Raw genomic sequence first — 14,588 nt, forward strand, 5'->3', positions numbered from 1 at the left:
CACATTGAAAGGAGCGTGATAGAAATGAAAGTTTATATTTTACCAAATCGCGTCACTTTAGTCGGAAAAGCATGGCAAATTCGCCATAAGCTAAAACAATACAGCAAAGAGTATACAACTGTACAAGAGTGGATTACAGCAACTAAAAAGTAAACGTTTGTCAACCTCTTTTCCCTTTCGTACAATAAAGGTAAGGAGGTTGAACTATGAAAAAACGTCAATTAGGAAACTCAGATTTATTTGTGACAGAAATGGGACTTGGCTGTATGTCCCTCGGTACATCTGAAACAGAAGCCCTGCGTATTATCGATGAAGCAATCGATTTAGGAATCAATTTTTTTGATACAGCAGATTTATATGATTATGGATTAAACGAAGAATTTGTTGGAAAAGCCTTAAAAGGAAAACGAGACCAAATTGTTCTTACAACGAAGGTTGGAAATCGATGGACAGAAGAAAAAAACGGCTGGTCTTGGGATCCTTCTAAAAATTACATAAAGGCTGAAGTGAAAGAAAGTTTACGTAGACTTCAAACTGATTATATTGATCTTTATCAACTTCACGGCGGGACGATTGAAGATCCTATAGATGAAGTAATTGAAGCCTTTGAAGAATTAAAAAAAGAAGGCATCATTCGCCATTACGGTATTTCTTCTATACGTCCAAATGTCATCCGTGAATATGCACAGCGTTCAAATATCGTTAGTGTTCTAATGGAATATAGCCTTTTGAATCGTCGTCCTGAAGAATGGTTCCCACTTCTTAATGAACATCAAATTAGCGTCATTGCTCGCGGACCACTTGCGAAAGGAATTTTAACTGACAATAATGCAAGAAAAATAGAAAGAGTAAAAGAAAAAGATTATCTTTCTTATTCTTACGATGAATTATATGCGACGCTTGCGAATGTAAAAGAAATAATTGGAGAAAACTCCTTAACTGGAACAGCTATTCAATATTGCTTACATAACGAAACTGTTGCAGCTGTTATACCTGGTGCAAGCTCTATTGGGCAATTACGAGAAAATGTACAAGCTAGTAAACAAACACAGTTAACAACAGCAAAATATACACAACTTCAGCAAATTGCGAAATGTGATACGTACGCATTACACCGTTAAAAAGACGCTACCATACTGGTAGCGTCTTTTTATAACGTATCATATTTATCAGGATTCGTTCCTACATGTAAATTACGATTTAACGTATTAATTTGAGTCATTTCTTCTTCCGTTAGTGAAAAATCAAAGATAGAAAAGTTCTCCTGAATGCGAGATGGTGTAACAGATTTAGGAATCGTCACAACCCCGCTTTGAATATCCCATCTTAATATAACTTGCGCAGGTGTTTTTTCATATTTCGTAGCAATAGCCTGAATAATCGGGTGCTCAAATACTTCCCCGCCCCGCATTAATGGACTCCAAGCTTCCATTTGAATTTGCTCACCTTGACAGAAATTACGCAATTCAAATTGTGTTAACATCGGATGAAGTTCCACTTGATTTACCATCGGTTTTACTTTGCAATTTGGTAATAGCAGTTCTAAATGATGTTTATGGAAATTAGAAACGCCAATCGCGCGCACTTTACCTTCTTCATACAGTTTTTCTAACGCTCTGTACGTATCAACATACTTCCCTCTTATTGGCCAATGTATTAAATACAAATCTACATAGTCCATTTGTAATTTTTTTAAGCTTTTCTCAAACGCCTCAAGTGTTTCCTCGTATCCTTGATCGTCATTCCAAACTTTTGTTGTAATAAAGATGTCTTCTCTCGGAATCCCTGATTCACGAACCGCTTCTCCGACACCGCTTTCATTTTCATATACAGTTGCTGTATCAATCGAACGGTATCCAACTTCTAACGCTGTTTTTACTGCTTGTTTTACTTCGTCGCCTTCTTTCGCTTTATAAACGCCTAAACCAATCATCGGCATTTTTACGCCATTATGAAGTGTAGTTGTTGGAATGTGCACAGTCGTCTCCCTTTCATTATTACATTTTTTTATAAGCCACCACTTTATTTGAACAAGATTCAACAAAAAAGTCAAAACATATGTACAGTTTACATAATAAATTTATACACATTCAAAAATAATGCGAACTCATTCATTCACATTATTTTCTATCCATTTCTTCGCTTTTTTATCAACATTACGTACGAACTCAGTTTTCCCTTCCGAATATAACGCACCATCATATGTATACTTTTCAGCTAATTCTTTCTTTAAAGTTGCATATGCCTCAGCTTCTTCACAATGAGCCATCATATAATCACGAAATGCTAAATGCCTTACTATCTCAGGATTTCCTTTTTCAAACACGTGTAAGTGATACGAGCGTTTTTCCTCCGTTCCATGAATGAAATAGCGGCGGCTTGAAATACCATTCTCCCCTTTTGCTATGTAACCAAGCTTTTCAAAATATTCATTCCAATGATCTACTCTGTCGATACTCTCTACTTCCATAATCATATCTATAATCGGTTTAGCTGCCAGTCCCGGCACTGACGTACTTCCAATATGATGCATTTTCACCGTTTCTGGCATCGCTGCTTTTAATCTTTCAGCCTCTATTTGAAATTTTTCACCCCAATGATTTTCATGCGGAACAACTACAATTTTTCTCATTCTAACTCCCCTTTTCTTACAAGCTCGTCAAAAAAATGATCAGCGTTATTTCACTGATCATTTTCGTTATTATTTAAAGTCTTTCCAAGTAAGGTTACTTTCACTTAACAGTTCTTCAAATGATTTATTCTTTTCACGTTCTTTTTGTTCTTGACGCTTTCTTTCCAATTCTGCTGCCTCTTTTTTCTCTTCTCTCACTTGCAATTCTTTCTTCTTATTTTTTAATTGCTGCATGAGTGAATCGTTTAATTGATCACCTAATGTAAGAGATTCTTTCTTTGGTTGATTCACTTGCGATTGTCTTTGCATTTGTCTTTGTTTCTTTTTCTTCATGTTGCTCACCTTTTACTTTTTTCTCCATTATAGTAGATACACCATGAAATCGACAACAAAAAAGGAGCGTTACTCTATTATTCACTTTTGTAAATATGTTAATTTTTCGAAAAAACTAAATTTTTATATAGATATAATCCTATGAATCTATTAAAATTATGTCGTATGATGTCAGATTATAAAAAAAGGAGAATTATATTATGTGGAAGAAAATTATTCCTACTGTTGCCGTTTTAAGTACCATTACTTTTTCAAGCGTATTTGCCGCTCCCCCATCTCAGACTCCAGCTGAACAAAACCGCTACATAGACGTACAAATGCTTGGTATTAATGATTTCCATGGACAACTAGATACTATTAAAAAAATTAATAACAAAGAAGCTGGTGGTGCTGATTACTTAGCTACTTATTTAAAAGAACGTAAAAAGCAAAATCCTAATACACTTCTCGTACATGCTGGCGATATTGTCGGAGCTAGTCCACCAGTTTCAGCGTTGTTACAGGACGAACCAACGATTGAATTTTTAAATGACTTAAAGTTTGATGTTGGTACAATTGGAAATCACGAATTTGATGAAGGTATCGATGAAATGAATCGCCTCATTTACGGTGGATATCACGAAAAAACAGGCAATTTCAAAGGAGCTAACTTCCCTTATGTCGCTGCAAACTTCTATAATAAATCCACTGGCCGCTTATTTTTACCGCCATTTACTGTAAAAATGGTAAACGGTGTGCCTATAGGATTCATTGGCGTCGTTACAACTGATACACCAAATGTCGTGATGCCTACTATGCTTAAAAATGTAGAAATCACTGACGAGGTAGAGGCAATTAATAAATCAGCGCAACAATTAAAACGTCTTGGTGTTAAATCCATTGTTGTCCTTGCTCATGTCGGTGGAACAACTGATGAGTCTGGTGTTACAAATGGAGACCTTACTCGAATTGCAAATGAAACAGATCCGGAAGTTGATGTTATTTTCGGTGGGCATAGTCACACGTATGTAAATGGTACTGTAAATAATAAACTAATCGTCCAAGCGAACTCTTACGGAACAGCTTTCTCAGACGTAGATGTAACAATTGATCGTAAAACAAAAGATATTGTAAAGAAAAAAGCTGAAGTTGTTACAACTTACCATGAAGGTGTAGAACCTGATAAACAAGTAAAGAAAAAATTAGATCAATATAAAGAAAAAATCGCACCACTTGTAAATGAAGTTGTCGGAAAATCTACAGCACCTATCGACCGTAAACAAAATGATGCTGGTGAGTCCACTCTTGGAAATTTAGTTGCCGATGCCCAGCGCCAAACGATGCAAACTCAAATCGCACTTATGAATCCGGGTGGCATTCGTAATGACTTAGATGCTGGAGATATTACATGGGGCGAATTATACGGCATTCAGCCTTTTGGAAACCAATTAATTAAAGTAGATTTAACAGGCCAAGATATTCGTGACATTTTAAATCAACAATGGCAAAAAGGTACGACGAGAATGCTTCAAATTTCAGGTATTCAATATACGTGGAATGCAAATAAACCAAACGGTGAAAAAGTTACAAATATACGTTTAACAAACGGAGAAGAATTATCTCCATCTAAAACGTATAGCGTAGTTGCGAATGCTTTCTTAGCTTCTGGCGGTGATGGATTTGTATCATTTAAAAATGGCAAAAATGCAGAAACTGGTCCAAACGACTTTGAAGCGCTAGTCGATTACGTAAAACAATTAAAAGAACCTATTCAGCCAATTATCGATGGTAGAATTCAAAAAACAAATTAAGTACACTCTTAATAAACTATCTTAATTTTTCATCGTAAAAGATACACATAAACCTTTTATCCATCATATATGTGAAACCTAAAAAGGATACTCGTTCTTACAATGAACATAGTATCCTTTTCTTTAATTATCAATATGTGATGTGTTGTTAAAATCATATTGCTGTAAAAATTGTTGTAACGCCTCTTCTACAAGTTTAGATTTTTGAATTCCTTTCGATTCTGATATAACGTCTAGTTTTGCTAATATTTCTTTATTGATAGAAAAGGTACGTTTCTTTTTTTCTGTACTTATATTCATCATGGGCGCAATTACTTCTTCTTTCTTTCTTAATAACTCATAAATACTTTGTAATTGTTCATAAATTAATAGTTGATAATCTGTTTTCGCATATTGAAGGGCTGTCGCTTCTTGGAGTTGTAAGTGACGCGGTTCTTCTCCATCTCCTACAAAAATACGCTTTTTCTGTTCTCCATCATATTCGTATCCAATCAATCTTAATTTCTTCGATAATGTATACGGGCTTATTTCAAGACGTTTTGCTATAATAGCGATGGATTCACGCCTATTTAAACAATCGATAATTTCTCCAATCGTCACAATTTCCCTCCTCCCGTGTTGAAATGACACTAGTATGGTATGTTACAATGATTTTCTAACAGTATATGCAAAACGAATAGCCTGTGCGATTCATACGATTTTAGAAAAGGAGGTTTTCAATATGCTTTTTCGTAGCAATACCCCGCAGTTCTATAATGAAAATAAAAAACTCATGCCTAATAGTATCGCTACGATGGAAAGCGTTATGATTAACAACCGAAAACAAACTCTCCTTATGCGCGGGCAAAACGTAGAGCAACCTATTTTATTATGCTGTCACGGTGGACCAGGCATGGCACAAATCGGATTTATTCGTCATTTTCAAAAAGAATTGGAGAAACACTTCATCGTAATTAATTGGGATCAGCGCGGGGCAGGTAAATCCTTTTCAATGAAAGATTTCGGAGCAAATTTTACAATCGAACAATTCATTTCCGATGCAAAAGAAGTGATTCAATATGTACTTAAAAAGTTCAGTAAACAGAAACTATTTCTCGCTGGTCATTCTTGGGGAAGTATTATCGGGCTTAACATAGCACACCATTATCCACAATATATCGAAGCTTATATCGGTATTGGGCAAATTGTACATATGAAACAAAACGAAGAATTACTATATCAGCATTTAATTCGTTCTGCAAAAAAACATAATCATAAAAAAGCATTAGCGTCCCTTTTAAAATTAGGAAAACCGCCATTTTTAGATACGAGACGCCTTATTATTCAAAGAAAATGGCTTGGCACATTCGGAGGAGCAATCCAAAACGGATCTTCCTTTTCGTTCATACGAAAAGGCTTCTTTTCCCCTGAATATACGCTATTAGATTGGTTCAAGTTTCTCGCAGGGAATTTAAAATCTGGCGTTTTATGGGAAGAAATGTTGAAAATCGATTTCTTTTCTTCTATTACGAGTTTATCTATTCCAGTTTATTTTTGTTCTGGTCGCTATGATTATCAAACTCCTTATGCACTCGTTCAGGAATATTGTGATGTAATAGAAGCACCGATAAAAAAGATGATTTGGTTCCCAAATTCAGCACATTCTCCCGATTTAGAAGAACCAGAATTATTCGCTCGTTCTTTACAATCCATTAAACAAGAGCTAGCTTTTCACCATTAGTAACAAAAGGCTCTTTTACATTTCATAAAAAACAATTTATAATAATATGTCGCAACTATGTATAAATCTAGCAAGGTGCTTCATATTTACTTACCTTAACACAATAAAATTTTGGGGAGATTACATTTATTATGAATGCTGTACTCGTTGCAGTAGCAGTTATGCTATTGCTTAGTTTGTTACGTGTCCAGGTCATTGTCGCCATCATTGTTGGAGCTTTAACAGGCGGAATTATCGGCGGACTCGGTATTTCAGAAACGATTAATACTTTTACAACTGGTCTTGGAAATAGTGCTCCAATCGCTTTAAGTTATGCAATGCTTGGCGGTTTCGCTATTTCTCTTTCCAAAACAGGACTTCCAGATGCCATGATTCAAACTGCATTAAAATGGATTGGCAATGAACAAGACACGAAAAAACAAGTTTATTCTAAAATACTTATTCTATTCATCATTTTAACGATGGCTTGTTTCTCACAAAATGTGATTCCTGTTCATATCGCTTTCATCCCCATCTTAATTCCAGCACTTTTAAAAGTATTAAATGAGCTGAAAGTGGATCGCAGACTTGTTACATGTATTATTACATTCGGATTGATTACTCCTTATATGTGGATTCCAGCAGGGTTCGGAAAAATTTATCATGACGTATTACAAACAAATGCTGCGCAAAGCGGTCTTACATTTGATGTCGCGCTTATTCCAAAAGCAATGACAATTCCAGCAATCGGTATGATTATCGGATTATGTGTAGCGGTGTTCATTACGTACCGAAAACCTCGTACGTATGAAACAGAACAAATTCATACTACCGCAAATGAAATCGTTCCCTATACAAAACGTAGCATTACTTTCGGATTATTATCTATCATAGCCACATTAACTGTTCAATTAGCAACAGAATCAATGATTTTCGGTGCTTTAGCTGGGATTATCGTCTTATCAGTAAGTGGTAGTCTACCTCTTAAAGAAGCAGATGCGATATTAACAAGCGGAATGCGCATGATGTCCTTTATTGGTTTTGTTATGATTGCGGCCGCTGGATTTGGAGCTGTGCTTCGAAAAACAGGACATGTTGAATCCCTTGTGCAAACGAGTGCACATATAATTGGAAATAACAAACCACTCGCTGCATTTCTTATGCTTGTAATTGGACTTCTCGTTACGATGGGAATTGGTTCATCCTTTTCAACCATCCCTATTTTAACAACAATTTTTGTACCCCTTTGCATGCAGCTTGGATTTAGTCCAATGGCCACCATTGCAATTATCGGTACAGCCGGAGCGCTAGGAGATGCAGGATCTCCAGCATCAGATAGTACACTTGGACCAACATCCGGTTTAAACGCTGATGGTCAACACCATCATATATGGGATACATGTGTACCAACTTTTTTACATTACAATATACCGTTACTAATATTCGGCTTTATTGCCGCCATTACATTATAAAAGGTGCGTTTTTTACAACGCACCTTTTATTTTTCCAATTAATTTTTGAAAAGCTATTTCCCCATTTTCTTGGACATCACTTTCCATTATCGATAGTGATGGACCTATCCATCCGTACTCTATATACCCGTTAGGCCCAACAATTTGTAATTTATCTAGTATATTGATATTCAATAATTTCGCTGCTCGGATTAACTCAATAGCAATTTTATCATTTGAGATTACAATTCCATCTATATACGGGTGATTTTGTAATAATGTCATGAACTGCTTATTCGTATACCCTTGTACACTTTCTTCTCGATAAGAGATTCCTTCCTCCCAAACAGCGTCTAAAAATCCTGACACATGGTCTTCTTCTTCCTCACTTTCATCTCCCTCACCGATATAAGCAAGAAAGTGACACCCTTTCTCTTTCAATACAGAAACAGCTCTTTGTCCACCTTCATAATAATCTGTAAGAGATTGTTTTTCATCAATCACTATAAACGGAAGTGGGATTTCCCCTAGATTTTTAAAAACTGCTTTCGTCAAAATAACACCTGCAACGTTGTTTTGCTTTAACATATGTATATATTTATCTTTATTCTCTATATTACAAACAATTATTTGATATCCTTCTTTATATGCTAGTTCTTCAATACAATGTAGCAAAGTGATGTTTGATGGTTCATATAGATTATCTACAAGTAATGCAATTATCGTTGAATTCTCTTTAAATAGTGGCTTTGCTGCACTATTTGGCCTATAACGTAATTCCTCAATTGCTTCCTTTACTTGTTTTACTGTGTCCTCATGAACGTATCCTTTTTCATTTATAACTCGTGAAACGGTTGCGACTGAAACACCTGCCAATTTTGCAACATCACGTATAGTTGCCACATCGTCACCCCTTAATATGGTAATAGATTACAATTTTACGGTAACCTAAATTACAATATTCGTCAAGGTTAATGACTTATATTTCTGAAAATTGTTACATCATTACACTAAACTATATTCTAATTGAATTTCATGTAAAATCGGGATAGTATCATACCCAATGCGCGGAATTTCTTTCTTTATTTTTCGTGCCTCTTCAACTGCATTTACATATAAATTCGTCATCAAAAAATTACGTTTTTGGTAAAAACGTAACGCATTCAAATTATCATTTGTTGTTATAAGCCAAACCTGCCTGCACTGTTCTTCTTCTGCAACTTGTAATACACAATCCACAAGTTTTGTCCCTATTCCTTTTCTTTCTTCAAAGCTATCTAACGATACAATTTCGCACATATTTCCGATCAATTCATACGTTATAATTCCGATTATTCTGTCTTCTGAGAACGCAACAAATCCTGGCAACTCTTCTAACTGATGCCCCTTACCACGTGAAACCATCAATGAACTCCCCCAGTTCTCACGCATGAACATTCGGATTGTTTCTTTCATAGCTGGCGTAATTTTTTGTATATGCATCATTTCCTATTTCTCCCCTTTTCTATCCTTGTGATACAATATAAGTGTATCACATGTAACGGTATTTGGAGGATGAGGTAAAGTATGAAACGTTTTTTTGCAGCATTGTTTACTATACTAGGTGCGATAACTGCCCTTGGGATTTTCTTTACAAATAAGGTGATGTACTTAAAGAAAAAAACAGAGGAAGAAATACTCGAAAGAGAAACGAAAAAACATTTTCGTATAGAGGATTTTGATGCTCTTCATAAAGAAGAAATTCATATTCCTTCGCAATTCGGATATGATCTTCACGGATATTACATTCCTGCTGGTCATTCCAATAAGTTTATGATTTTCTGTCACGGCGTAACTGTAAATAAAATGAACTCTGTAAAATATGCAAGGTTATTTTTAAACAGAGGATATAATGTCGTTATTTATGATCATCGTCGGCATGGTAAAACTGGCGGAAAAACAACAAGCTATGGATACTATGAAAAGCATGATTTAAAATCTGTAGTTGACTGGCTAAAAGGTCGTTTTGGAACAAATATAACACTCGGTATTCATGGTGAATCGATGGGCGCTGCAACACTTCTTCAGTACGCAGGACTTGTAGAAGATGGTGCTGACTTCTATATTGCAGATTGTCCTTTCTCTGATTTCTACGGACAATTACAACACCGTTTAAAGGTTGAATTCCATTTACCGAAATGGCCTTTATTACCTTTAGCAAATGCTTTCTTAAAAGTGCGTGACGGTTATACAATTCGTGAAGTTTCACCAATCGATTGTATAAAAAACATTAATAATCCCGTCCTCTTTATTCATAGTAAAGATGATGATTATATTTTAGCTGATATGACGAAAGCACTCTATGAAGCAAAAGAAAACAATAAACAGCTTTATATTGCAGAACACGGCGCACACGCTTGCTCTTATAACGAAAATAAAGAAGAGTATGAAGCAGCCGTCGATCAATTTTTAAACACATATGTGAAAGAAACAAAAAACAGGCTTGCATAAGCCTGTTTTTTTATTGCGCTAAAACGTCTGTAACTTGTTCCATATTTTCAGAAATCCACTTTATTGCATCATCTAACATTGGAAATTCTGTCGTTTGAAATGTTACCTCATCTTGCAGTAACCAAACATCCTTTGACTCTTGTCCTACACCAGCAATGGACCAGTGTAACAAACTATATGGATGATTATCATTCAAAAATGATGCCCACGTGCGCTCATTTGCAATGTTTCGTAATGTATGTAATTGTTTATCCATCTCTCGTCACCTTACTCTAGTCAGTTATGAAAACTATTATAACACTCTCTTCTTTCTCAAACAAAGTGCTCTTTTTATATTGTCAAGCACTTCCCTTGATTATATGATGAAATTAAGCGTTTGGGAAGGAGGGATAGCGTTGGCTAAAGTACAAATTAAAGTAAATGATAATGGCTCTTTTCGCGTTACAGGGGACGTGGAATTAGTTGATTCACAAGGGAATGTATTCCCAGCAAAACCGGCATTTTCTTTATGCCGTTGTGGTTTATCAAAAAATATGCCTTATTGCGATGCTTCGCATAAAGGAAAATTCGAATCTGTTGTTAGAGCACCAGAGGCAGAATAATTTCACATGTGACATGCACATTTTTTTGTGCATGTTTTTTCTTTTGATCAACTCCATTACATCCCTTCTCCTTACAACATTTCTAATACTTCTGTCCTCATGCCAGCATACATATATTTTCACACAATTCTTCACATTCGAACATTTTTCACTAGCCTTTTTTCTTTTTTGTGCTATAATTTGAGCAAACAACATCCTTCGGGGTCGGGTGAAATTCCCAACCGGCGGTGATGAAGTGCAAACTTCTAAGTCCGTGACCCGTTTTCAACTCGAAAACGGTGGATCTAGTGGAACTCTAGGGCCGACAGTATAGTCTGGATGGGAGAAGGATATGTTTTCTAGTAATTTTATATAGCGAATACACTTTTATTTCAGTATGCATATTTTTAAGTTTCATTTTGAATCTTTATATATGTTTTATTTTGTATACTTATGTTTCTATACTGGAATAAAAAGATACGACTAGCGTTTGAAAATTCGATATTTTGCTAGGTTTTTTCCTTATGCCAAAATATCAATCATCGCTAGGTTTCTTTCCTATACTTTCGTATTCGAACTATATTTCTAGAAATCACGTCTCCCAAACCCCAAGGATATAAAATCCTTGGGGGTTTTTTGATTTTTTCAGGAGAGGTGAAGAGAATGACAGATCAAGAATATATGAGGATTGCCCTACAGTTAGCAGAAGGAACATCCGGACAAACAAGTCCAAATCCTATGGTTGGTGCTGTTGTTGTAAAAGATGGAAACATCGTCGGCATGGGAGCTCATTTGCGTGCTGGCGAAGAACACGCAGAAGTTTATGCTCTTCATATGGCTGGTGAAAAAGCAAAAGGAGCTACCGTTTATGTAACACTTGAACCGTGTAGCCATTTTGGAAAAACACCACCTTGCTGTGAATTGCTCATCAAAAAAGGAGTCAAACGGGTTGTAATTGCTACTCTTGATTGTAATCCGCTCGTTTCTGGAAATGGAAAAAGGAGATTAGAAGAAGCTGGCATCGAAGTAACGACTGGTGTTCTTGAAGCAGAAGCAATTTTATTAAATCGCTACTTTTTTCACTACATGAAAACGAAACGTCCATTTGTAACAATAAAAACAGCAATGAGCTTAGATGGAAAAACAGCAACTGTAACTGGTGAAAGTAAATGGATTACAGGTGAAGAAGCACGGGCTGATGTTCATCAATATCGTCATACACACGATGCAATTCTTGTTGGAGTGAATACAGTTATATCTGATAATCCGCATTTAACAACAAGAATTCCTAACGGAGGGCAAAATCCTATACGCATTATTTTAGATACCCATTTACGAACGCCACTATCTTCTCATGTCATAACAGATGGTTTAGCATCGACATGGATTTTTGTCGGTAATGGTGTAGATAAAAAGAAAATAGCTTCTTATGAATCTGAAAATATAGCTATATTCCAAATGAAAACGAAACAGATTGAAATACAAGATGTTTTACACCTACTCGGCGAAAAACAAATTCTTTCTCTTTTCGTCGAAGGTGGTCAAACAGTTCATGCAAGTTTCTTACAAACAAAGTATTTCAATGAAATTATAACTTATATAAGTCCAAAATTAATTGGTGGAAATGATGCCCCTACTTTATTTGGCGGTAATGGTTTTTCAACATTACAAGATGCACTTTCCTTGGAAATTCAAGAGATGAAACAAATTGGCGATGATATAAAAATTGTTGCGCATACCCGAAGTGAGGTGACGGAATGTTTACAGGAATTGTAGAAGAATTAGGAACGATTGCAAACATGCAACAAAGCGGCGAAGCGATGAAGTTAACGATTCATGCCAATAAAATTTTATCAGATGTTCACTTAGGTGATAGCATCGCGGTGAACGGTATTTGCTTAACTGTAACGAGTTTCACAACAACTTCATTCACAGTGGATGCAATGCCCGAAACGATGCAATCAACATCACTCCGCATGCTTAAACCGCAATGCAAAGTAAATTTAGAACGTGCAATGTCGGCAAATGGACGATTCGGTGGACATTTCGTTTCAGGACATATCGATGGCATCGGAACGATATTAAACAAAAAACAACACTATAATGCCGTCTATTACAAAATAGCTATTTCTGATGAATTGCTGCGCTATTGTTTGCATAAAGGGTCCGTTGCTGTTGATGGAACGAGTTTAACAATATTTGATATAGACGAATCTTCCATTACCATTTCACTCATCCCGCACACAGTAAGCGAATCTGTTATTGGGGAAAAGAACGCCGGTGACATCGTAAACATTGAGTGCGACATGATTGGTAAATATATCGAACGCTTTATTTCTAAACCAGTAAAACGAACAGGTTCAATGACCGAAAGCTTTTTACAAGAAAACGGATTTCTATAAGGGGGAAGCATGATGTTTCATCGTATTGAAGAAGCTCTAGAAGATTTAAAACAAGGAAAAGTCGTAATCGTATGTGATGATGAAAACCGTGAAAATGAAGGCGACTTTATCGCTTTAGCAGAGTATATTACGCCAGAAACAATTAACTTTATGATTACACATGGGCGCGGTCTCGTTTGTGTACCAATTACAGAAGGATACGCAGAACGTTTACAATTAGAACCAATGGTAGCTCATAATACAGATTCGCATCATACTGCATTTACAGTGAGCATTGATCATGTTTCTACAACAACTGGGATTAGCGCGCACGAACGTGCAACTACGATACAAGAATTATTAAATCCTGCATCAAAAGGTGCTGATTTCAGCCGTCCTGGACATATCTTTCCATTAATTGCGAAAGAAGGCGGTGTTCTGCGTCGTGCTGGTCATACAGAAGCTGCTGTCGATTTAGCACAGCTTTGCGGAGCAGAACCAGCTGGCGTCATTTGTGAAATTATTAATGAGGACGGTACGATGGCACGCGTACCTGATTTACTACAGTGCGCAAAACAATTTGATATAAAAATGATTACAATAGAAGATTTAATTGCTTATCGCCGCCACCATGAAACATTAGTGACGCGAGAAGTGGAAATTACATTACCTACAGATTTCGGTACTTTCCATGCGATTGGCTATTCTAATTCCTTAGATTCGAAAGAGCATATTGCACTCGTAAAAGGTGATATTTCAACAGGAGAGCCTGTGCTTGTACGCGTTCATTCAGAGTGCTTAACAGGAGATGTATTTGGCTCGTGCCGCTGCGATTGCGGACCACAACTCCATGCCGCCCTTGCTCAAATTGAGCGTGAAGGAAAGGGCGTTCTTCTTTATATGAGACAAGAAGGACGAGGCATTGGGCTTCTTAATAAGCTTCGCGCTTATAAGTTACAAGAAGAAGGCTTCGATACTGTAGAAGCAAACGAAAAGCTTGGCTTCCCTGCTGATCTTCGTGATTACGGTATCGGTGCTCAAATATTAAAAGATTTAGGTTTACAACATTTACGATTATTAACGAATAACCCGCGAAAAATTGCTGGCTTACAAGGTTACGATTTAGAAGTAATCGAGCGTGTACCGTTGCAAATGCCAGCAAAAGAAGAGAATAAAACATATTTACAAACGAAAGTAAACAAATTAGGACATCTACTAAACTTATAATTAA

Annotated in this window: 17 protein-coding genes and 1 riboswitch; of the genes, 10 read left to right on the forward strand and 7 right to left on the reverse strand. The window is 36.2% G+C overall.

Annotation, left to right across the window (positions count from 1 at the left end; genetic code table 11):
- The first annotated feature begins 24 nt into the window (after positions 1-24).
- Positions 25-153 carry a Z-ring formation inhibitor MciZ gene (gene mciZ, locus EKQ63_RS21775; RefSeq protein ID WP_061183924.1) on the forward strand — a complete coding sequence of 43 codons (129 nt, stop codon included), beginning with the start codon at positions 25-27 and terminating at the stop codon, positions 151-153.
- 53 nt (positions 154-206) lie between these two features.
- Positions 207-1,121: an aldo/keto reductase gene (lolS, locus tag EKQ63_RS21780; RefSeq protein WP_087954377.1), complete on the forward strand. Its 915-nt coding sequence runs from the start codon at positions 207-209 to the stop codon at positions 1,119-1,121.
- Between the two features lie 29 nt (positions 1,122-1,150).
- On the opposite strand, the gene EKQ63_RS21785 is transcribed toward lolS, so the two are convergent.
- From EKQ63_RS21785 to EKQ63_RS21795, 3 genes are all read right to left on the reverse strand, one after another.
- Positions 1,151-1,978 carry an aldo/keto reductase gene (locus tag EKQ63_RS21785; protein ID WP_087954376.1) on the reverse strand — a complete coding sequence of 276 codons (828 nt, stop codon included), beginning with the start codon at positions 1,976-1,978 and terminating at the stop codon, positions 1,151-1,153.
- Positions 1,979-2,107: 129 nt separating this feature from the next.
- Positions 2,108-2,632: a GrpB family protein gene (locus EKQ63_RS21790; RefSeq protein ID WP_087954375.1), complete on the reverse strand. Its 525-nt coding sequence runs from the start codon at positions 2,630-2,632 to the stop codon at positions 2,108-2,110.
- A 69-nt stretch (positions 2,633-2,701) separates the two neighbouring features.
- Positions 2,702-2,965, reverse strand: a complete 264-nt coding sequence (locus tag EKQ63_RS21795; protein WP_001976363.1) for a YqkE family protein — start codon at positions 2,963-2,965, stop codon at positions 2,702-2,704.
- Between the two features lie 200 nt (positions 2,966-3,165).
- Between EKQ63_RS21795 and EKQ63_RS21800 the strand changes: the two genes are divergently transcribed.
- Entirely contained in the window at positions 3,166-4,755 is a 1,590-nt protein-coding gene (locus EKQ63_RS21800) for a bifunctional metallophosphatase/5'-nucleotidase (protein WP_071716089.1), read from the forward strand.
- 123 nt (positions 4,756-4,878) lie between these two features.
- Here EKQ63_RS21800 and EKQ63_RS21805 read toward each other — a convergent pair whose 3' ends face one another.
- Positions 4,879-5,355 carry a ribbon-helix-helix domain-containing protein gene (locus tag EKQ63_RS21805; protein WP_000151911.1) on the reverse strand — a complete coding sequence of 159 codons (477 nt, stop codon included), beginning with the start codon at positions 5,353-5,355 and terminating at the stop codon, positions 4,879-4,881.
- A gap of 121 nt (positions 5,356-5,476) precedes the next feature.
- On the opposite strand from EKQ63_RS21805, the gene EKQ63_RS21810 reads away from it, so the two are divergent.
- Positions 5,477-6,475 carry an alpha/beta fold hydrolase gene (locus EKQ63_RS21810; RefSeq protein ID WP_087954374.1) on the forward strand — a complete coding sequence of 333 codons (999 nt, stop codon included), beginning with the start codon at positions 5,477-5,479 and terminating at the stop codon, positions 6,473-6,475.
- Between the two features lie 131 nt (positions 6,476-6,606).
- On the forward strand, positions 6,607-7,926 hold the full coding sequence (locus tag EKQ63_RS21815) for a Na+/H+ antiporter family protein (RefSeq protein ID WP_000994827.1): 1,320 nt from the start codon (positions 6,607-6,609) through the stop codon (positions 7,924-7,926).
- A 12-nt stretch (positions 7,927-7,938) separates the two neighbouring features.
- Here the strand turns inward: EKQ63_RS21815 and EKQ63_RS21820 are convergent, their stop codons facing one another.
- Both EKQ63_RS21820 and EKQ63_RS21825 read right to left on the reverse strand, forming a co-directional pair.
- Entirely contained in the window at positions 7,939-8,808 is an 870-nt protein-coding gene (locus EKQ63_RS21820; RefSeq protein WP_087954373.1) for a LacI family DNA-binding transcriptional regulator, read from the reverse strand.
- A 102-nt stretch (positions 8,809-8,910) separates the two neighbouring features.
- Positions 8,911-9,390, reverse strand: a complete 480-nt coding sequence (locus EKQ63_RS21825) for a GNAT family N-acetyltransferase (RefSeq protein WP_143881485.1) — start codon at positions 9,388-9,390, stop codon at positions 8,911-8,913.
- Positions 9,391-9,471: 81 nt separating this feature from the next.
- Here EKQ63_RS21825 and EKQ63_RS21830 point away from each other — a divergent pair, with 81 nt between their 5' ends.
- Positions 9,472-10,395, forward strand: coding sequence for an alpha/beta hydrolase (locus EKQ63_RS21830; protein WP_087954371.1), 924 nt, complete (start codon positions 9,472-9,474; stop codon positions 10,393-10,395).
- 10 nt (positions 10,396-10,405) lie between these two features.
- Here the strand turns inward: EKQ63_RS21830 and EKQ63_RS21835 are convergent, their stop codons facing one another.
- Positions 10,406-10,651 carry a DUF2552 family protein gene (locus EKQ63_RS21835; protein ID WP_087954370.1) on the reverse strand — a complete coding sequence of 82 codons (246 nt, stop codon included), beginning with the start codon at positions 10,649-10,651 and terminating at the stop codon, positions 10,406-10,408.
- 139 nt (positions 10,652-10,790) lie between these two features.
- On the opposite strand from EKQ63_RS21835, the gene EKQ63_RS21840 reads away from it, so the two are divergent.
- The 4 genes from EKQ63_RS21840 to ribBA all read left to right on the forward strand — a co-directional run bounded on the left by EKQ63_RS21840 (position 10,791) and on the right by ribBA (position 14,584).
- Positions 10,791-10,997 carry a CDGSH iron-sulfur domain-containing protein gene (locus EKQ63_RS21840; RefSeq protein ID WP_001151582.1) on the forward strand — a complete coding sequence of 69 codons (207 nt, stop codon included), beginning with the start codon at positions 10,791-10,793 and terminating at the stop codon, positions 10,995-10,997.
- A 190-nt stretch (positions 10,998-11,187) separates the two neighbouring features.
- Positions 11,188-11,331, forward strand: a riboswitch (FMN riboswitch).
- Between the two features lie 308 nt (positions 11,332-11,639).
- Positions 11,640-12,752: a bifunctional diaminohydroxyphosphoribosylaminopyrimidine deaminase/5-amino-6-(5-phosphoribosylamino)uracil reductase RibD gene (gene ribD / locus EKQ63_RS21845; protein ID WP_143881486.1), complete on the forward strand. Its 1,113-nt coding sequence runs from the start codon at positions 11,640-11,642 to the stop codon at positions 12,750-12,752.
- Complete coding sequence (gene ribE / locus EKQ63_RS21850; RefSeq protein WP_087954367.1) at positions 12,734-13,378, forward strand: riboflavin synthase subunit alpha; 645 nt, start codon at positions 12,734-12,736, stop codon at positions 13,376-13,378. Before ribD ends, ribE begins: the two co-directional genes overlap by 19 nt.
- Positions 13,379-13,390: 12 nt before the next feature.
- Positions 13,391-14,584: a bifunctional 3,4-dihydroxy-2-butanone 4-phosphate synthase/GTP cyclohydrolase II gene (ribBA, locus tag EKQ63_RS21855; protein WP_087954366.1), complete on the forward strand. Its 1,194-nt coding sequence runs from the start codon at positions 13,391-13,393 to the stop codon at positions 14,582-14,584.
- The last annotated feature ends 4 nt before the right edge of the window (positions 14,585-14,588 follow it).

This window comes from Bacillus sp. BD59S (genome assembly GCF_007363175.1).
Lineage (GTDB): Bacteria > Bacillota > Bacilli > Bacillales > Bacillaceae_G > Bacillus_A > Bacillus_A pacificus.